The sequence below is a fragment of the Neorhizobium galegae genome, from assembly GCF_021391675.1.
Classification (GTDB): domain Bacteria; phylum Pseudomonadota; class Alphaproteobacteria; order Rhizobiales; family Rhizobiaceae; genus Neorhizobium; species Neorhizobium galegae_B.
The window spans coordinates 4555149-4572466 of the sequence record NZ_CP090095.1; the positions used below are offsets into that span (position 1 = coordinate 4555149).

The following is a 17318-nucleotide window of genomic DNA, read 5'->3' on the forward strand; positions in this document are numbered from 1 at the left end:
CTAAAACTCGATGCCGGCCTGGGCCTTCACGCCCGCCTTGAAGTGATGCTTGACCAGCGTCATCTCGGTCACCATGTCGGCGGCCTCGATCAGCGCCGGCTTGGCGTTGCGGCCGGTGACGACCACATGCAGATCCGGCCGCCGTGCCTGAAGCGCAGCGACAATTTTTTCGAGATCGAGGTAGTCATAACGAAGTGCGATATTGAGTTCGTCGAGGATGACGAGCCCGATCGTCTCGTCCGCCATCAGCTCGAGCGCCTTTTCCCAGGCCTTTTCCGCCGCGGCGACATCGCGCTTCAGGTCCTGAGTTTCCCAGGTAAAACCCTCGCCCATCGTGTGCCAAACGACGCGGTCACCGAAGACGGCAAGCGCCGGCTGCTCCCCGGTCGACCAGGCACCCTTGATGAACTGCACGACGCCGACCCGGCGATTATTGCCGAGCATACGCAGCGCCAGGCCGAAAGCGGCGGTGGATTTACCCTTGCCCGAGCCGGTATGGACGATGAGAAGACCCTTTTCCTGGGTCTTCTCTGCCACTTCCGCATCCTGAACCGCCTTGCGGTTCGCCATCTTGGCGCGGTGACGCTCGACGGAGGCCTCGTCGATCTCCTTCACCGGGAAGCGAGCTTCGCCGGAGATCCGGCAGAAGCTTCCTCGCCAGCGCGGAACTTTTCGCGGACGACCCCGGCAAGCGCGCCGAGCACCGCCCAGAACACCAGGTTGGTGGCATAGACCGCGTTGACGAAACGGGTATGGAGATCCATCGGGACCGCCGTTTCATGGCTTGGCGGCAGCGGCGCGCCGACCAGATGCGGAGCGATCAGGAGCACGACCGCCAGCGCGGCGAACACGGCCGAGCGGGTATAAGCGAGCAGGCCGAGGCCGATTGCCGTGCAGACCGCCGTCGAGACCCACCAGATCTGGCGCGGGCCGAGCTCCGCAGCCGGCATGCCGGGCAGTTCCGGCGGCAGGCCGAGGCCGGGCGCGAGGATGACGGCGAGGAAGCCGGCAATGCCGAACATCAGACCGCCGCGCCAGCCCTTGAAGCCGCCGAACGCTTCCGAGGCCGCAACGAGGACAAGGGCAAAACCGATAGCCGACAGCATGTCTGCGGCAAGCGTATAGATGAAGCGCTCGAAGCCGTCAGCAGGCGCCCAGGCCTCTTCCTCATGGTGATGAGCCGCAGCGCCAGGTGCCGCGGGCGCGGCGTCATGGCTATGGCCCGCCTCGGGCGCGGCATTTTCGAACACTTCCGCCTGCAGGATCAGCGGCACGGTGGAGAAGCTCTGCATCACGGTAAGCAGCAGTCCGGACAAAAGCCCGGCGATCACCGCCGTGAAGACGATGTTGCGAAACAACGACATTTGGGAGAACTCCTCAGTGGCAGGGGAAGGCGAGCGAGTGGCGCGTGTCATGCGCGGCGTTATGGACGACTTCCAGATGCGAGAAGCCGACAAAACCGACGATGAACAGGCCGAGCAGGGCCGTCATGCTGAGGGGGATGATCTTCGAAGCGGAGAGGCTGACTGCAGCTGCAGCAGAATTCGTTACCATGGTCTCGTCCTTTCGCCCTCCACCCGAGGGCCGTTCACGTTCTTTGCCGCCTCTGGCAGGTCTCCTGGCTCGCGGATCGGACGCCTTCTCCCGCCTTCCCAGGATACCGTTGGCCGGATTTCCCAGTGGCTTGACGGCCGGACGGCCGTTTTGGGTAAAGACTTTCCGCTTACAGTTGCGGGGGCAGCCGCGGGTTGGACGGCAAATCCGTCGCACCGCATTCCCTCTAAAACCCTTTCGGGCACCATAGGCTCGGTCACTATAGACGAATTCGGCCTCACGGCAATCGCCTTTGCGACGCATTGACATGGGTGTACGACCGGGCTTACTTGAAAACAGATGGTCCCTTTCCGGCAACGGGGAGGGCTAAGAGAGAATGCGGTGCGATCCTCTTCTTGAGGATCAATGCCGCGGCTGCCCCCGCAACTGTAGGCGGCGAGCCATTGCCGAGAGGCCACTGGGAAACCGGGAAGGCAGGCAAATGGCGACGACCCGCGAGCCAGGAGACCTGCCGTCCGTTTAATTTTGCTTCACCGGGCGGGGTGCTCCGGAGGAAGTGTCTCGATCACCGCAGAGGGATTTCGACCTTCTGCTCCGCGCCCCGATTTTTCGACCCCGGCGGGAACGCGGCTGACCGATGAGTGACCACCGACCAGATGATCCGGCAACCGGCAGCCCGGCAGACGTGACGATTTTCGTCTGCACCAATTGCCGCGACGCGACCGACAGCGAAATCCGGCCGGGCATCGCGCTGATCGCGGCGCTACGTGAAGCCGCAAGCGGCAAGCCACTCGCCGTCAAGCCCGTCACCTGCCTCGCCAATTGCGAAAAGAGCCCGAGCGCCGCCTTCAACCACAAGAGCGGCTGGTCCTATGTCTTCGGCCACCTTTCGCTCGATAATGTCGAGGACATCGTCACCGGCGCCATGATGCTGGCCGAGGACGAGCGCGGTTTCCTTCCCCTTCGCGGCCGTCCGACCTGCCTGCGCGGTAAGGGCATGACGGCCCGCATTCCACCCTTTCATCATCACGAGGACATGCCATCATGAGCGTTTCGTTCGACCGCGTTCCCTGCACTGTCGTCACCGGGTTTCTGGGAGCCGGCAAGACCACGCTGATCCGAAACCTGATCGAGAACCTCAAGGGCAAGCGGCTGGCGATCATCGTCAACGAATTCGGCGATGTCGGCATCGACGGCGACGTGCTGAAGGGCTGCGGCATCGAAAGCTGCCCAGAAGACAACATCATCGAGCTTGCCAACGGCTGCATCTGCTGCACCGTGGCGGATGATTTCGTGCCGGCGATCGACCGTATCCTGGCAATAGAACCGCGCGTCGACCATATCCTCATCGAAACCTCCGGCCTCGCCCTGCCGAAGCCGCTCGTCCAGGCCTTCCAATGGCCGGACGTCAAGGCACGCGTGACGGTTGACGCAGTGATTGCCGTAGTCGACGGGCTGGCGCTCGCCGAAGGTCGCGTTGCCGACGACCACGAAGCGCTGGAAGCCCAGCGCCAGGCAGACGGCTCGATCGACCATGACGATCCGGTCGAGGAAGTATTCGAGGACCAGGTGGCCTGCGCCGACATGATCGTGCTCACCAAGAGCGACCTTCTCGATGCCGCCGGCCTCGCGACCGCCAGGGACCGCGTCGCCGCACATCTGCCGCGCGCCGTCAAAATCGTCTCGGCCGCCAATGGCGCGATCGACCCGGCGGTGCTGATCGGGCTCGGCCTTGCCGTCGAGGACGATATCGAAAACCGCAAGACCCATCACGACGACGAGCTAGACCACGATCACGACGATTTCGATAGCTTCGTCGTCGATCTGGCCGCAGTCACCGATGCCGAACAGCTCGCCGCCCGCATTTCTGCGACGGCGGAGGCGGAAAACGTGCTGCGTATAAAAGGCTTCGTGGAAGTCGCGAACAAGCCGATGCGCCTGCAGGTTCAGGCGGTAGGATCGCGCGTGAACCATTATTTCGACCGCGCCTGGGCACCCGGCGAAGCGCGGACAAGCCGCCTTGTCGTGATCGGCGAAAAAGGCATCGACCGCGCCGCGATCGAAAGGATGCTGGCCGCATAAGAAGGCCCGAGGGAAGGATGCACATACTCGCCACCACATCGTCGTCGCTTGACGACCTCATCGAACCGGTCGACCTCAATCAGTCGCCGGCCGATGTGGTGGTGCTGTCCTTTTCCGGCAGCGACCTGAACGGCATTTCCGCCGCCTGGAGCGTCGACCTGCCGAGCCTGCGGCTGACCAGTCTTTCCGACCTGCGGCATCCGATGTCCGTCGATCTCTGGATCGAGAAGACGGCGGCGCATGCCAAAGTCATCCTCGTGCGCATTCTCGGCGGATACGACCGCTGGGCTTACGGCGTGGAAGAACTTTCGCGTATGGCGAAGCGGAAAAAGATCGCGCTGGCGCTGCTGCCCGGCGAATGCAGCATCAGCGACGAACGCCTGACCGCGGCCTCGACTGTTTCGGAAGACCGGATCGCCGGCATCCTGAGCTGCTTCCGCGAAGGCGGGCCGGCCAATATGCGGCTTCTGGCGAGGTTGCTGACGACGCTGGCCGAGGGCAAAACGGAACCGCTGCCACAGGCGGCCCCGGTGCCGAAGGCTGGCTACTACACGCCCGGAAAAGGCATCGTCGAGGCCAACGACCTGCTGGCCCGCTTTGCGCCGGATGCGCCGCGCTTGCCGATCCTGTTCTACCGCTCCATGCTGCTTGCGAATGACGCGGCGCCGATCGACGCGCTGTTCGAGGCGCTGAAAAACCGCGGGTTTGCACCTGTGCCGATCTTCGTCGGCGGACTGAAGGAGCCGGATGCACTGGCCTTCGTCGAACAGGCGGTCTCTGACCTGAAATCTGCGGCCATCCTTTCCACCACCGCCTTTGCCAGCGGCACGGACGGCAACGGCGAAACGATTTTCGACCGCACCGGCGTGCCGGTCTTCCAGATCGTCGTCGCCACGACCCGCCGCGATGGCTGGGCTGAGAACCGGCGCGGCCTCAACCCCGCCGACCTCGCCATGCACGTCGTCCTGCCGGAGCTCGATGGACGCATTCTTGCCGGTGCGATCTCCTTCAAGGCAGGCGAAAGCTCCGCCAACCTCGTCAACCAGCCGGAACCGGACCGGGTCGAACAGGTCGTTGACCGTATCGCTGCTTTCCTCCGGCTGAAAGCAGCACGCCGCGCCGAGCGTAAAATCGTCATCCTCATGCCGGATTATCCGAGCGCGCCTGGCCGTACCGGTTATGCCGTGGGTCTGGACGTGCCACAGAGCGTACTCGGGATACTGCACGAATTATCGGTAGCCGGCTATGATGTTTCGGATATCCCTGAGACTCCGCGTGATCTCCTGGATCGCCTGGATACCCAATCCGCCGGCCACGTACGCTCCGCCTACGATCCCCAGCCCGTTGCAGAGGCAGCGTGGGGCGAGCCTGAAGCGGATGAAGACCTCAGAGACGGCATATTCCGTTTCCGCGCCGCGAGCTTCGGCAACATCACCGTCGCGCTCGCACCCGACCGCGGCCGCAACGCCGATCGGCGCGCCGACTACCACAGCCCGGACCTGCCCCCGCGCCACGCGCTGATCGCCTTCGGCCAATGGATGCGCGAGACGCTTGGCGCGCATGCGATCGTCCATGTCGGCGCGCACGGGACGCTCGAATGGCTGCCAGGCAAGACCGTGGCGCTGTCGACGGAGTGCTTCCCGGAGATCGTCACCGGCGGCCTGCCGGTCATCTATCCGTTCATCGTTTCCAATCCGGGCGAGGCCGCGGTTGCCAAGCGGCGGATTGCCGCCGTCACCATCGGCCACCTGCCCCCGGTTCTGGCCGGCGCCGGGCTTTCCGAAGAACAGAAAAAACTTGAACTGCTGGTCGACGAGTATGCCCAGGCCGACGGGCTGGATCGCCGCCGCCGCGACCGCCTGGCCAAGCTGATCGTCGAGACCGCCCGCGACACCGGACTGGCCGGCGAGGCCGGTGTCTCGAACAATGACGATCCGGATGCGGCGCTCACCCGCATCGACGCCTTTCTCTGCGATCTCAAGGACTTTTCGATCAAGGACGGCCAGCACGTCTTCGGGCAGGTCGCGCCCGGCGATGACGATTCGCTTCGCGTTCGAAGCGCCGAAACCGAACGACAGGCCTTGCTCGACGCGCTGGACGGAAAACACATCCGCCCCGGCCCGTCCGGCGCCCCGGCGCGTGGCCGCCGCGACGTGATGCCGACCGGCCGCAACCTCTTCGCCAGCGACCCGCGCACGCTGCCGACGCCGACCGCCTTCGAACTCGGCAAACGTGCAGCGGATGAAATCCTGCGGCGTTATCTCCAGGATCACGGCGACTGGCCGAAAAGCCTCGTCTTCGATCTCTGGGGCAGCGCGTCTCTGCGCAGCGGCGGCGAGGAAGTGGCCCAGGTTCTGGCGCTGATGGGGGCGAGACCCGTGCAGGATGCGGCGACGGGCCGTGTCACCGGTATCGAAGTCCTGCCTCCGGCAGCGCTCGGCCGCCCGCGCGTCGACGTGACGCTCAGAATTTCCGGCCTGTTCCGCGATATGTTTCCGGCTCTCATCGCCTTGCTCGACGCCGCGATGCGCGCCATCGCCAGCCGCGAGGAGGCGCCGGGCGACAATCCTCTTGCGGAAGAGGCAGGCAAGCTAGGCCACGTACCGCCCCGCATCTTCGGCTCGGCACCGGGCACCTACGGCTCCGGCATCGAGGAAAAGCTCGCCGATGGTGCCTGGGCGGAACGCGAAGAACTCGGCCGCCTCTATCTCGATGCCACCAGCCATGCCTTCGGTGGCGCGGAAGGCGACGCCAGCCATATGCCCGGTCAATTCGCAAACCGCATCGGGACCGCCGATCTTCTCGTCCATACCGGCGACGATCCCGGCCGCGACCTGCTGGACGGATCGGCCGATGTCGCCTTCATCGGCGGATTTGCGGCTGCGGTCGCAGCGCTCGGTGGCAAGGCGGACGTGATCGCGCTCGACACGACCGACCCGCAAAAACCCCGTGCCCGCTCGATTTCGGAGGCGGTGACCCGCGTGGTGCGCGCCCGCGCAGTCAACCCGCGTTTCATCGCCGGACAGATGCGCCACGGCCCGCGCGGCGCCGCGGAACTGGTGGAGACGGTCGACCGGCTGATCGGTTTTGCCGAGACCACCCATGCCATCCCGCAATCGCTGATCGAGGCGACCTACGACGCCTATCTCGGCGATGAAAAGGTCCGCGACTTCCTGCTGAGCCAGAACCCCGAAGGCGCCCGCTTCATGGCCGAGCGGTTCCGCTCAGCACTCCGCCGCGGCCTCTGGCATCCCCGCCGCAACGCGGTCGATGCCGAGCTCGAAATGTTCACCCGGGAGAAGGTGGCATGACGACGCTTTCCCTCGATCGAAGCACACTGGACATGCGCCGCGGCGCCTGCCCCGCCCTGTCGGCACCGATGATGACCGGCGACGGGCTTTTAGCCCGCGTCGCGCTGATCGACGCGATCACCCCGGCACAGCTGGCCGAACTCTGCCGGTTGGCACGGCGCGACGGCAACGGCATTCTCGATATTTCCGCCCGCGGCAACCTGCAGATCCGGGGACTGAGCGAGGCCTCGGCTCCCGTTCTCGACGCCGATGTCCGTGCGCTGAACCTGCCGCTTCGCGAGGGACTTGCTGTCGAGACTCCGCCCCTGGCGGGGATGGACGACACCGAGATTGCCGATCCGCGCCCGATAGCCGAGGCGATCCGCCAAGGTGCGCGCGAGATTGCCGGCCTCGCTCCAAAGATGTCGGTAGTGGTTGACGGTGGCGGGCAGCTCCGGCTTTCCGACCTCCTGGCCGATATCCGGGTTACCCCCGTTTCCACCGATGAGGGCATCCTCTGGACCCTGCTTCTGGGTGGGACCGAAACAACCGGCCGCGTTTTCAATGTTTTACGTGAAACAGAGGCCGTCTCCGCCACTCTGGCGCTGCTTCGAAAGCTGGGCGAAAAGGGACCCAAGGCGAGGGGACGCGATCTCGCCGCCGGCTTGCCCACATACGATGCGCCTGGCCGGCCAGCCTCGCCTTTCGGCACCTTCCGCCTCTCCGACGACCTTTTCGCGTCAGGCATCGGCCCGGCCTTCGGTCAGGCAAATGCAGAGACTCTGATCGCTCTTTGCGACGAGGCCGAGCGGCTGGGAATACCGTCGCTGAAACCGGCCTTCGACCATTCGCTCCTGTTTTTCGGCCTTCAAACCGCCTGCGAAGCGCTGACCGCTTTTGCCGGCAGCAACGGCTTCATCACCTCGCCGAGCGATCCGCGTTCAGCCATTGCCGCCTGTTCCGGAAGTCCCGCCTGCAATTCCGCAGCCATCGCCACCCACGAACTCGCTGCCAAGGCCGCGGGAGACTGCGGCGATCTGCTGGACGGCTCGTTCAAGCTGCACGTGACCGGCTGCCCCAAGGGCTGCGCCCATCCGCAGCCGTCAGCGCTTGCTCTCTGCGGAACAGCCGCCGGCCTTTCGCTCATCACCCGGGGAAAAGCGGCCGACGAGCCCTTTGCCTCGGTCGCTTTTGCCGATACCAACAACTCCCTTCGCCGCATCGCCGATCTTGTCCGAGACGAGAGGCACGCCGGGGAAAATTCCGCCGCCTGCATTGCCCGTCTGGGACCGCGCCGGCTTGCTGCGGCCGTTACGTCAGGAAGATCATGAACAGTTACGACTACATCCGCGAAGGCGACGCGATCTACGAAAAGTCCTTCGCGATCATCCGCGAGGAAGCGGATCTCTCGGCTTTTTCGTCGGAACAGGCCGAAATCGCGGTGCGCATGATCCACGCCTGCGGGCTGGTCGAGGCGGCTCAGCATTTCCGGTTCTCGAAGGATTTCGTTGCCCAGGCGCGCGGCGCGCTTCACGCCGGCAAGCCGATCTATTGCGATGCCGAAATGGTGACGCACGGCATTACCCGCGCCCGCCTGCCGGCCCATAACCAGGTGATCTGCACGCTGCGCGACAGCCGCACGATCGAGCTTGCAAAGACGCTCGGCAATACCCGCTCGGCGGCAGCACTCGACCTGTGGGACGAGATGGAAGGCGCAGTCGTTGCGATCGGCAATGCGCCGACCGCGCTGTTCCGCCTGCTCGAAATGCTGGATGCCGGCGCGCCGCGTCCGGCCGCCATCATCGGCATGCCGGTCGGTTTCGTCGGCGCTGCGGAATCCAAGGAAGCGCTGATGGAAGCGACGCTCGGCATTCCCTATGCGATCGTGCGCGGCCGCATGGGCGGCTCGGCGATGACGGCTGCCTGCGTCAACGCATTGGCGAGGGCCGGACTGTGAACGCCGTACTCCCCAAGGGCAAGCTCACGGGCGTCGGCACCGGACCTGGCGACCCCGAACTGCTGACGCTGAAGGCGGTACGCGCCATCAACGAAGCGGATGTGATCGCCTTCTTCTGCAAGAAGGGCAGCAGCGGCAACGGCCGCGCCATCGTCGAGGCGCATATCCGTCCGGGTACGCTCGAATTGCCGCTGGTCTATCCGGTCACGGTCGAGACCCACAAGGACGAAGCCGATTATCGCGGCCCGATCGCCGATTTCTTCGACCGCTCCGCGGAAGACATCGCCGCGCATCTCGATGCGGGCAGACACGTCGCCGTGCTCAGCGAGGGCGATCCGCTGTTCTACGGATCCTACATGCACCTGCATGTGCGGCTGGCCGGCCGCTACCACGCGGAAGTCATCGCCGGCGTCACCGCCATGTCCGGCTGCTGGTCGATGACCGGAATGCCGCTCGTCCAGGGCGACGATATTTTGAGCGTGCTGCCCGGCACGTTGTCCGAAGAGAAGCTCGCGGAGCGGCTCGGAAACACCGACGGCGCAGTGATCATGAAAGTCGGCCGCAACCTGCCGAAAATCCGCCGGGCGCTGGCCTCGGTCGGCAAGCTGTCGGGCGCGCTTTACGTGGAGCGTGGCACCATGGCAAACGGGACCGCTCAAAAACTGGAAGAGCGCGACGAGAGCCCTGCCCCCTATTTCTCGATCGTCCTCGTGCCCGGCTGGAAGACACGGCCATGAAAGCGGGTTCGCTGACCGTCGTCGGCCTCGGCCCCGGCAATCCGGACCAGATGACACCGGAGGCGGCCGCCGCAGTGACGGCTGCTGAGGATTTTTTCGGCTATTTTCCGTATATCGACCGTTTGAACCTCCGCCCCGACCAGCGCCGCCACGCCTCGGACAATCGCGAGGAGCTGGCGCGTGCCCGCGCCGCGCTCGAAATGGCGGCGGGCGGAGGCAAGGTCTGTGTCGTCTCGGGCGGCGACCCCGGCGTGTTCGCCATGGCAGCCGCAGTCTGCGAGGCGATCGACGACGGGCCGGCCTTGTGGCGTGAGATCGATTTTTCGGTCGTTCCCGGCATCACCGCCATGCTGGCCGTGGCGGCCAAGGCCGGCGCACCGCTCGGCCATGATTTCTGCGCCATCTCGCTTTCGAACAATCTCAAGCCCTGGGACGTGATCGAGAAGCGCCTGATCGCGGCGGCGACGGCCGGTTTCGTGATCGCCTTCTACAATCCGGTCAGCAGGGCACGCCCGCATCAGCTCGGCGAGGCCTTCGACATTCTGCGCGCCCATTTGCCCGGCACCGTGCCCGTGATCTTCGGCCGCGCCGCCGGCCGGCCGGATGAGGTTATTCGCATCGTGCCGCTCGCCGAGGCGGCAAGCGATATGGCCGACATGGCGACCTGCATTATCGTCGGCACAGCCGAGACCCGGCTGATCGAGCGGCAGAACCAGCGCCCCATCGTCTATTCGCCGCGTTATTTCAAAGGCGCGGGCGCATGATCGAGCCAGGCGAGCATTTCATCGACAGTTTCGACGGACGGTACATCCGGCAGATCCGGACGGCGGATCAGCACGACGTCGATGCCGAGATCGCGCGCAGCGGCGATCTTCCCGTAGCTCGCCGGCCCACCACTATTCTTGGCAACGATCACCTCAATGCCATGATCCTGCAGAAGCCGGGCCTCACCCGCCTGCCCAAAGGGGCCGCGCGCGGTCAGATAGACCGCGTTCGGGACAGCCAGCGGCGGCTCGACCGGATCGACGCTGCGGACCAGATAGTCGTGCTGGGGCGCGGCCTCGAAGGGCAGAAGCTCCTGCCGGCCGAGCGTCAGGAAGGCTTTTCGCGGGACCACTCCCAGGGTGCTGACCGCATCGGCAACGCTCTCGACTTCGACCCAGCGGTCGCCGGGCAGCCGCAGCCAGGGCGAACGGCGCAGGGCGACAAGCGGAATGCCGGAGATCTCGGCAGCTTCGGCCGCATTGCGGGAAATCTGCGCCGCGTAAGGATGCGTCGCGTCGATCAGGATCGAGACGCCTTTTTGCCTGAGATAAGTGGCAAGCCCTTCGGCACCGCCGAAACCGCCGACACGCACCGGCACGGGCTGCTCGGCCGGCGCGCGGGTGCGGCCGGCAAGCGACAGCTCGACGGTAAACCGTGGATCGCCGGCGAGCTTTCCGGCCAGCGCACGAGCTTCCGCCGTGCCGCCGAGAATGAGGATGGAACGTTGCAAGATGCCTCCTGAATCAGCGCAGAGACCTTTAAACCAAAGCCGCTGGCTGTCCATCGTCGGCATCGGCGAGGATGGGGTTGCGGGCCTCGGCGACAATGCGCGCTCGGCAATTGCATCCGCCGTCGTGGTCTTCGGCGGCAGGCGGCATCTGGAACTGGCAGCCACCCTGATCACCGACGAGGCGCGGCCGTGGCCGACACCGTTTGACGCGACGATGCGCGATGTCGTCGCGCTGCGTGGCCAGAAGGTCTGCGTGCTGGCCTCCGGAGACCCCTTTTTCTTCGGCGTCGGCGTCACGCTGTCCCGCCATGTCGCGCCTGAAGAATATACCGCCTATCCCGCTCCCTCGGCCTTTTCGCTGGCCGCCTCAAGGCTTGGCTGGCCGCTGCAGGACATCGAAACGGTGTCCTTGCATGGTCGGCCGCTCGATCTTATTCGGCCGTCGCTTCATCCGGGTCGGCGGATCATCGCGCTGACATCCGATGAGAACGGGCCGGCAGCGCTGGCGGAGCTTCTGTCTCGCACCGGCTTCGGGCCGTCTCGGATAACTGTCCTGGAATCTCTGGGCGGCGCGGCGGAACGCATCCGTTCGCAGCAGGCCGATGAGTTCGCGCTAGTGGATATCGATGTGCTGAATGTCGTCGCCATCGACGTAAAGGCTGAAGCCGGAGCCTTTATCCTTCCGCGCGCTTTCGGACTGGACGATACGCTGTTCGAACATGACGGGCAGATCACCAAGCGTGAAATCCGGGCGCTGACGCTCTCGGCACTGGCTCCGCACCGCGGCGAATTGTTGTGGGATATCGGCGCCGGATCGGGTTCGATCGGCATCGAATGGATGCTGGCCGATCCTTCCCTGAAAGCCATTGCGATCGAAACCAACGCCAATCGGGCAGCACGGATCGGGCGGAATGCTCTGGCATTCGGCGTGCCAGGCCTGCGCATCGTCGAAGGTGAAGCACCGGCGGCTCTGGCCGGCCTGCCGCAGCCGGATGCGATCTTCATCGGCGGAGGTGGCAGCGAGCCCGGCGTTTTCGACACGGCCCTGGATGCGCTGAAGCCTGGCGGGCGGATGGTCGCCAATGCCGTGACGCTCGAAATGGAAGCGGTCCTTCTGGTAGCCCATGCGAAACGCGGCGGCGAACTGATCCGCATGGAGGTTTCCCGCGCAGCCCCGATCGGCGGCATGTCGGGTTGGAAGCCGGCCATGCCGGTCACCCAATGGAGCTGGACGAAACCCGGAGTGAAGCCATGATTGCCGCCGGTCTCGGTTGTCGAAAGGGCACATCTGCGGAAACGCTGCTTTCGGCGCTGGCTGCCGCCTGCGCTGAAGCCAATATTTCACGTGAATCCGTGTCCGTACTGGCAACCGGCGAGATCAAGCGGCATGAGCCGGGAATGATCGAGCTTGCGGAACGGCTACACCTGCCACTCCGCATTCTCGACGAGGCGGCGCTGAAGCAGGCAGAAGGCCGCACCAGAACCGTTTCGAAACACAGTCTTGCGCAAACTGCCACGCCAAGTCTTTCCGAAGCTGCAGCACTGGCGGCTGCCGGCGAGGCTTCGGAGCTGATTGTCGCGCGGCTGATTGCCGATGGCGCCACCTGCGCGCTGGCACGCTCGAAGGACCATTCATGACCGTGCATTTCATCGGCGCCGGACCGGGCGCCGCCGACCTCATCACCGTGCGCGGCCGCGATATTCTCGCCCGCTCGCCGGTCTGCCTTTATGCCGGCTCGATCATGCCGAAGGAACTGCTCGACTATTGCCCGAGGGACGCACGGATCGTCGATACCGGCTCTCTGTCGCTGGACGATATCGAGGCGGAATACGTGGCGGCCCACAAAGCCGGCAAGGATGTCGCGCGGCTGCATTCCGGCGATCTTTCCGTCTGGAGCGCCGTCGCCGAACAGATCCGCCGGCTGGAGAAGCACGGCATCGACTACACGTTGACCCCGGGCGTGCCCTCCTTCGCCGCCGCCGCGGCAGCTCTGCGGCGAGAGTTGACCATTCCGGAAGTGGCGCAGAGCCTGATCCTCACCCGCGTTTCCGGCCGCGCTTCGAAAATGCCGGACGGCGAAACGCTGGCGGCCTTTGGTGCGACCGGCGCGACGCTGGCAATCCACCTCGCCATCCATGCGCTTGACCGCATCGTCGCGGAACTGACACCGTTTTATGGCGCAGACTGCCCTGTCGCGATCGTGGTGCGCGCCTCCTGGCCGGAAGAACGGATTATCCGCGGTACACTTGCCGATATCGAGGCAAAGCTGGCCGCGGAGCCGGCCGAACGCACGGCGCTGATCTTCGTCGGCAAGGGCCTGGGCGCTGCCGATTTCGTCGAGAGCCAGCTCTACAATGCCGACTACGTGCGCCGTTTCCGGCCCGGCTGGCCTCAGACCGATACCAAGGATTCCGAATGATCGGACGGCGTAAACGCGGTCTGGCCGACCAGCCGGCCCTCGCGATCGTAAACCAGGATTTCCAGCGCGATCTCTGGGTCCTTGAGTGCCTTGGCAGCGGTCTTCCAGGCGAGCGCGGCGATCCGGTCGCCCAATGCCAGGCCGTTTTCACCCGCAAGCGCAAAGGCTTGGGATACCGTGTTGGCGGTGGCAATCTGCGCCGCAAGCTCATCGCTCGCCCCGGCTTCACCGGCGAGTTTCGCCAGAGCTTCGAGATCAGCCAATCCGCGCTTGGAGTGGACGTCGAGCATGCCCTGCGCGAGCTTGGTCATCTTGGCGACACCGCCGGCGATCGTCACCTTCGGCACCGGATGGTCGCGCAGATATTTCAGCATGCCGCCGACGAAATCGCCCATGTCGATCAGCGCGATCTCGTGCAATCCATGATGCGTCTGCACCGCCTTTTCGGACGTGTTGCCGGTGGCGCCCGCCACATGGGTGAGGCCGGCAGCGCGCGCAACATCGATGCCGCGCCAGATGGAATGGATCCAGGCCGAGCAGGAAAAGGGAATGACGATCCCCGTCGTGCCGAGGATCGAGATGCCGCCCAAAATTCCGAGCCGGCCGTTCAGCGTCTTCTCGGCGATCTTCTCTCCGTCGGCGACGGAAATCTCGACCTCGAAATCGGCCTCGCTGCCGGCGACCTCGGCGATCGCCTGTGCGATCATCTTGCGCGGCACCGGATTGATGGCGGGTTCACCGACGGGCAGAGGCAGGCCGGCACGGGTGACGGTGCCGACACCTTCGCCAGCCTTGAAAATGATGCCGCTGCCGGCCGCGCCGCGCCGCACGGTGCTCTTGATCAGCGCGCCGTGCGTGACATCCGGATCATCGCCGGCATCCTTGACGATCCCGGCTCTCGCAAATCCCTCGCCCGCCTCTTCGATGGCGAGCGCGAAGGATGGCGTCTGCCCTCCGGGCAACGTCACCTCGATCATGTCGGGGAATTTTCCGGACATGAGAGCAAGACAGGCCGCCTTGCTCGCCGCCGCCGCGCAGGTTCCCGTGGTCCAGCCACGACGAAGGTTCTTGCCATCCACTTCCATGGCCGTTTCTATAGCCCGACCGGGGCCGAGCGTCACCGGTCAAAGGTCCGCATATGAATGAAAGCATCGAAACCATCGTCGCAGCACCCGTCTTCGAGCCCGGCCATGTCTGGCTCGCCGGCGCCGGCCCCGGCCATCCGCGTTACCTGACGCTGGAAGTCGCCGACGCGCTTCGCAAGGCGGACGTGATCGTCCATGACGCGCTGGTCTCCGACGGCGTGCTTTCGCTCGCGACGACCGCCGAGCTTATCTTCGTCGGAAAACGCGGCGGCAAACCCTCCGTCGCGCAGGACGATATTACCGGCCTGCTGATCGAACTCGCCCGCAAGGGCAAGCGCGTCTTGCGGCTGAAGGGCGGCGATCCCTTCGTGTTCGGGCGCGGCGGCGAGGAAGCGGAAGCGCTCGTCAAGGAAAACATCCCGTTCCGCATCCTGCCGGGCATGACCTCGGCGCTGGCGGCTCTCGCTTCGGCCAACATTCCCGCGACAATGCGGGGAATGAGCCGTGCGATCACCCTTGCCACCGGCCATGCGGCGGGAAGCCCCGGCGATCTGGACTGGAAGGCACTGGCGAAAACCGGCGAGCCGATCGTCGTCTATATGGGCGTCAGCACGATCGGTACTATCGCTCGGCTGCTGATCGAAGGCGGGCTGTCGTCGGAAACGCCGGTCGCGGTGCTGATGGCGGCGACGACGCCGGACGAACGCTCGCTGACTGCAACGCTGGCAACGGTCGAGGCCGAGGTCGAACGACAGAAATTCGCCGCTCCCGCGCTGATCGTCATCGGCCGGATCGTGTCCATGCAGGCCGTGCTAACGGGTGGCAAGCCATGACGGCCCGCGCGCTCATCATCGGTGCGCCGCGCTCCGGCTCCGGCAAGACCAGCGTCACGATCGGCCTCTTGCGCGCCTTTGCCCGCCGCGGCGTCAAGGTGCGCGGCATCAAGACCGGACCGGACTATATCGATCCCGGGTTCCATGAGGCCGCAACGCATCTGCCGGGCCTCAACCTCGACAGCTGGGCGATGGCGCCGGATCTGCTGCGGCATCTCGCGCGCGGCCAGGCGGAAGATGCGGAACTGCTTTTGATCGAAAGCGCCATGGGCCTGTTCGACGGCATCGTCAGCGAAGAGAACCGTTCGGGCGCTGCCTCCGATCTCGCCCGGCTGTTCCGCCTGCCCGTGCTGCTGGTGCTGGATGTCTCCGGCCAGTCCCAAACCGCCGGCGTGATCGCCTACGGTTTTGCCCATTACGATCCGACCGTGAAGATCGCCGCCTGCGTCCTCAACCGTGCCGGCAGCGAGCGCCACAAGAAACTTTGCGGCGATGCCATCCAGGCGGCAGGACTTCCCGTCGTCGGCACCGTCCTGCGTGATCCCTCGCTGGTTCTGCCCGAACGGCACCTCGGCCTCGTCCAGGCGAGCGAACATCCGGAAATGGACGCGCATATCGAGCGGCTGGCCGATGCCATGGAAGCCTCGCTCGACCTCGATGCGATCTATGCCGCTGCAAAGCCGTTCAATATTCCCGGCGGTTCGGCCGAAAAATCACTGCGGCCGCCGGGCCAGCGCATCGCGCTGGCGCAGGATGCCGCCTTTACCTTCCTCTATCCGCATCTGATGCGCGAATGGCGCTCCGCCGGCGCGGAGGTTGTTCCCTTCTCCCCCCTGGCCAACGAAACACCGCTAGTCGATTGTGACGTCTGCTGGCTGCCGGGCGGATATCCAGAATTGCATGCGGGAAGGCTCGCCGCCGCCGAAAACTTTAAGTCCGGCCTCACCCGGTTTGCGGAAACGAAACCGATCCACGGCGAGTGCGGCGGCTACATGGTTCTGGGCGAAACGCTGGAGGATGCCGATGGTGTCACCCACGCCATGACCGGACTGCTTTCCCACCGTACCAGTTTCGCCAAACGCCGGATGAACCTCGGCTACCGCCAGGCGGAACTTGTCCAGGATAGCCCGCTCGGCCGAAAGGGCGATACGATCCGCGGCCATGAATTCCACTATGCCAGCGTGGTGTCGCCGGGCACGGACGCCGCCTTTGCGACGATCGCCGACGGTGGCGGCAAGCTGATCGGTCCGACAGGCGGCCGGCGAGGCCTGGTCAGCGGCGCCTTTTTTCACGCGATTGCTCGCGGCTAACGGGCAGAGGCTGAAAGCGCCCTGAGCGCTGCAACCGCCCGTTCCGCGTCCGCCGCCGGCACGAAGATATGGTCGTGGTAATAGGCCGCGACGACATTGGCGCTGATGCCCTTTTGGTGAGCGCTGCCGCCATCGCCGCGGTCATGCCGGCCGCTTCCAGCGAGGAATGCACCATCATGGTGATGCAGCGAAACGGCGCGCTCGAGGCAAGCTCCGCCTTTTCGGCAGTCTCTTTCAGCAGGATCAGCGTCAGGCCTTCCTTCTCGAAAAACAGCCCGATCGGCTTCAGGCCCAGGTATTCTTGCAGCTTTTCTGGCGGGACGGTCGCATAGACGAATTCGCCTTCGAGAAGAACCGGCTCCAGAGTGGCCAGTAGGAGGGAAAGATTGGTGAAACCACTCATGAAGCACCTATAATCTTTGCCATCGGAGATCGTATAACCAAGGTTACGGCGGCGATCGATTACCGGCAAGACCGGATTCGTCCCGGAAATAATCGCGAAAGTCGTAAATCTGCCTTGCACGGGGGATGCCAGCTTCTAGTCTGCATTGCTTC

At 65.0% G+C, this 17318-nt stretch carries 17 protein-coding genes, 1 pseudogene and 2 riboswitches; of the genes and pseudogenes, 12 read left to right on the top strand and 6 right to left on the bottom strand.

Features of this window, described 5'->3' with window-relative positions; all coding sequences use genetic code 11:
• Genes cobO through LZK81_RS22305 form a run of 3 tightly spaced genes read right to left on the bottom strand, consistent with a single transcriptional unit; the run spans position 1 to position 1554 of the window.
• Positions 1-570 carry a cob(I)yrinic acid a,c-diamide adenosyltransferase gene (gene cobO, locus LZK81_RS22295; protein WP_233956666.1) on the bottom strand — a complete coding sequence of 190 codons (570 nt, stop codon included), beginning with the start codon at positions 568-570 and terminating at the stop codon, positions 1-3.
• A gap of 41 nt (positions 571-611) precedes the next feature.
• Complete coding sequence (locus LZK81_RS22300) at positions 612-1364, bottom strand: CbtA family protein (RefSeq protein ID WP_233954712.1); 753 nt, start codon at positions 1362-1364, stop codon at positions 612-614.
• A gap of 13 nt (positions 1365-1377) precedes the next feature.
• Positions 1378-1554 carry a CbtB domain-containing protein gene (locus LZK81_RS22305; protein WP_037087553.1) on the bottom strand — a complete coding sequence of 59 codons (177 nt, stop codon included), beginning with the start codon at positions 1552-1554 and terminating at the stop codon, positions 1378-1380.
• A 36-nt stretch (positions 1555-1590) separates the two neighbouring features.
• Positions 1591-1818: riboswitch (cobalamin riboswitch) on the bottom strand.
• A 59-nt stretch (positions 1819-1877) separates the two neighbouring features.
• A riboswitch (cobalamin riboswitch) is annotated at positions 1878-2085 on the top strand.
• A 106-nt stretch (positions 2086-2191) separates the two neighbouring features.
• On the opposite strand from LZK81_RS22305, the gene LZK81_RS22310 reads away from it, so the two are divergent.
• The 7 genes from LZK81_RS22310 to LZK81_RS22340 are packed head-to-tail and all read left to right on the top strand — an operon-like array spanning position 2192 to position 10384.
• A complete protein-coding gene (locus tag LZK81_RS22310; RefSeq protein WP_046606728.1) occupies positions 2192-2602 on the top strand; it encodes a DUF1636 family protein in 411 nt (136 codons plus the stop codon).
• A complete protein-coding gene (gene cobW, locus LZK81_RS22315) occupies positions 2599-3636 on the top strand; it encodes a cobalamin biosynthesis protein CobW (RefSeq protein WP_046628446.1) in 1038 nt (345 codons plus the stop codon). The genes LZK81_RS22310 and cobW overlap by 4 nt, the downstream gene beginning before the upstream one ends.
• 17 nt (positions 3637-3653) lie before the next feature.
• The gene (gene cobN, locus LZK81_RS22320; protein ID WP_233954713.1) at positions 3654-6947 is read left to right on the top strand and encodes a cobaltochelatase subunit CobN; all 3294 of its coding nucleotides are present in this window, start codon (positions 3654-3656) and stop codon (positions 6945-6947) included.
• Complete coding sequence (cobG, locus tag LZK81_RS22325; RefSeq protein WP_233954714.1) at positions 6944-8257, top strand: precorrin-3B synthase; 1314 nt, start codon at positions 6944-6946, stop codon at positions 8255-8257. Before cobN ends, cobG begins: the two co-directional genes overlap by 4 nt.
• Positions 8254-8883 carry a precorrin-8X methylmutase gene (locus LZK81_RS22330; RefSeq protein WP_233954716.1) on the top strand — a complete coding sequence of 210 codons (630 nt, stop codon included), beginning with the start codon at positions 8254-8256 and terminating at the stop codon, positions 8881-8883. Before cobG ends, LZK81_RS22330 begins: the two co-directional genes overlap by 4 nt.
• On the top strand, positions 8880-9620 hold the full coding sequence (locus LZK81_RS22335; RefSeq protein ID WP_046628439.1) for a precorrin-2 C(20)-methyltransferase: 741 nt from the start codon (positions 8880-8882) through the stop codon (positions 9618-9620). Before LZK81_RS22330 ends, LZK81_RS22335 begins: the two co-directional genes overlap by 4 nt.
• Positions 9617-10384: a precorrin-3B C(17)-methyltransferase gene (locus LZK81_RS22340; RefSeq protein WP_233954717.1), complete on the top strand. Its 768-nt coding sequence runs from the start codon at positions 9617-9619 to the stop codon at positions 10382-10384. The genes LZK81_RS22335 and LZK81_RS22340 overlap by 4 nt, the downstream gene beginning before the upstream one ends.
• Here LZK81_RS22340 and LZK81_RS22345 read toward each other — a convergent pair.
• Positions 10360-11115, bottom strand: a complete 756-nt coding sequence (locus LZK81_RS22345; protein ID WP_233954718.1) for a cobalt-precorrin-6A reductase — start codon at positions 11113-11115, stop codon at positions 10360-10362. The genes LZK81_RS22340 and LZK81_RS22345 overlap by 25 nt on opposite strands.
• Before the next feature lies 1 nt (position 11116).
• Between LZK81_RS22345 and cbiE the strand changes: the two genes are divergently transcribed.
• From cbiE to cobM, 3 genes are read left to right on the top strand one after another with little or no spacing between them, the layout of a single operon-like run.
• Positions 11117-12370, top strand: coding sequence for a precorrin-6y C5,15-methyltransferase (decarboxylating) subunit CbiE (gene cbiE, locus LZK81_RS22350; RefSeq protein ID WP_233954719.1), 1254 nt, complete (start codon positions 11117-11119; stop codon positions 12368-12370).
• The gene (locus LZK81_RS22355; RefSeq protein WP_046606720.1) at positions 12367-12753 is read left to right on the top strand and encodes a cobalamin biosynthesis protein; all 387 of its coding nucleotides are present in this window, start codon (positions 12367-12369) and stop codon (positions 12751-12753) included. Before cbiE ends, LZK81_RS22355 begins: the two co-directional genes overlap by 4 nt.
• Positions 12750-13535 (top strand): precorrin-4 C(11)-methyltransferase, encoded by a 786-nt coding sequence (gene cobM, locus LZK81_RS22360; RefSeq protein ID WP_046606719.1) that lies wholly within the window; start codon positions 12750-12752, stop codon positions 13533-13535. Before LZK81_RS22355 ends, cobM begins: the two co-directional genes overlap by 4 nt.
• Here the strand turns inward: cobM and LZK81_RS22365 are convergent.
• Positions 13508-14620 carry a cobalt-precorrin-5B (C(1))-methyltransferase gene (locus tag LZK81_RS22365; protein ID WP_233954720.1) on the bottom strand — a complete coding sequence of 371 codons (1113 nt, stop codon included), beginning with the start codon at positions 14618-14620 and terminating at the stop codon, positions 13508-13510. The genes cobM and LZK81_RS22365 overlap by 28 nt on opposite strands.
• Before the next feature lie 53 nt (positions 14621-14673).
• On the opposite strand from LZK81_RS22365, the gene cobA reads away from it, so the two are divergent.
• Positions 14674-15453: a uroporphyrinogen-III C-methyltransferase gene (gene cobA / locus LZK81_RS22370; protein ID WP_233954721.1), complete on the top strand. Its 780-nt coding sequence runs from the start codon at positions 14674-14676 to the stop codon at positions 15451-15453.
• A complete protein-coding gene (locus LZK81_RS22375; RefSeq protein ID WP_233954722.1) occupies positions 15450-16763 on the top strand; it encodes a cobyrinate a,c-diamide synthase in 1314 nt (437 codons plus the stop codon). Before cobA ends, LZK81_RS22375 begins: the two co-directional genes overlap by 4 nt.
• On the opposite strand, the pseudogene LZK81_RS22380 reads toward LZK81_RS22375, so the two are convergent.
• Positions 16760-17166 (bottom strand): annotated as a pseudogene (locus LZK81_RS22380) (ACT domain-containing protein). The gene LZK81_RS22375 and the pseudogene LZK81_RS22380 sit on opposite strands and share 4 nt — an antisense overlap.
• Between the last annotated feature and the right edge of the window lie 152 nt (positions 17167-17318).

Excerpts from the sequence above, each read along its gene's own strand:
- cobO (WP_233956666.1), bottom strand. The coding sequence starts at position 570 with ATGGCGAACCGCAAGGCGGTTCAGGATGCGGAAGTGGCAGAGAAGACC.
- LZK81_RS22300 (WP_233954712.1), bottom strand. The coding sequence starts at position 1,364 with ATGTCGTTGTTTCGCAACATCGTCTTCACGGCGGTGATCGCCGGGCTT.
- LZK81_RS22305 (WP_037087553.1), bottom strand. The coding sequence starts at position 1,554 with ATGGTAACGAATTCTGCTGCAGCTGCAGTCAGCCTCTCCGCTTCGAAG.
- LZK81_RS22310 (WP_046606728.1), top strand. The coding sequence starts at position 2,192 with ATGAGTGACCACCGACCAGATGATCCGGCAACCGGCAGCCCGGCAGAC.
- cobW (WP_046628446.1), top strand. The coding sequence starts at position 2,599 with ATGAGCGTTTCGTTCGACCGCGTTCCCTGCACTGTCGTCACCGGGTTT.
- cobN (WP_233954713.1), top strand. The coding sequence starts at position 3,654 with ATGCACATACTCGCCACCACATCGTCGTCGCTTGACGACCTCATCGAA.
- cobG (WP_233954714.1), top strand. The coding sequence starts at position 6,944 with ATGACGACGCTTTCCCTCGATCGAAGCACACTGGACATGCGCCGCGGC.
- LZK81_RS22330 (WP_233954716.1), top strand. The coding sequence starts at position 8,254 with ATGAACAGTTACGACTACATCCGCGAAGGCGACGCGATCTACGAAAAG.
- LZK81_RS22340 (WP_233954717.1), top strand. The coding sequence starts at position 9,617 with ATGAAAGCGGGTTCGCTGACCGTCGTCGGCCTCGGCCCCGGCAATCCG.
- cbiE (WP_233954719.1), top strand. The coding sequence starts at position 11,117 with ATGCCTCCTGAATCAGCGCAGAGACCTTTAAACCAAAGCCGCTGGCTG.
- LZK81_RS22355 (WP_046606720.1), top strand. The coding sequence starts at position 12,367 with ATGATTGCCGCCGGTCTCGGTTGTCGAAAGGGCACATCTGCGGAAACG.
- cobM (WP_046606719.1), top strand. The coding sequence starts at position 12,750 with ATGACCGTGCATTTCATCGGCGCCGGACCGGGCGCCGCCGACCTCATC.
- LZK81_RS22365 (WP_233954720.1), bottom strand. The coding sequence starts at position 14,620 with ATGGAAGTGGATGGCAAGAACCTTCGTCGTGGCTGGACCACGGGAACC.
- cobA (WP_233954721.1), top strand. The coding sequence starts at position 14,674 with ATGAATGAAAGCATCGAAACCATCGTCGCAGCACCCGTCTTCGAGCCC.
- LZK81_RS22375 (WP_233954722.1), top strand. The coding sequence starts at position 15,450 with ATGACGGCCCGCGCGCTCATCATCGGTGCGCCGCGCTCCGGCTCCGGC.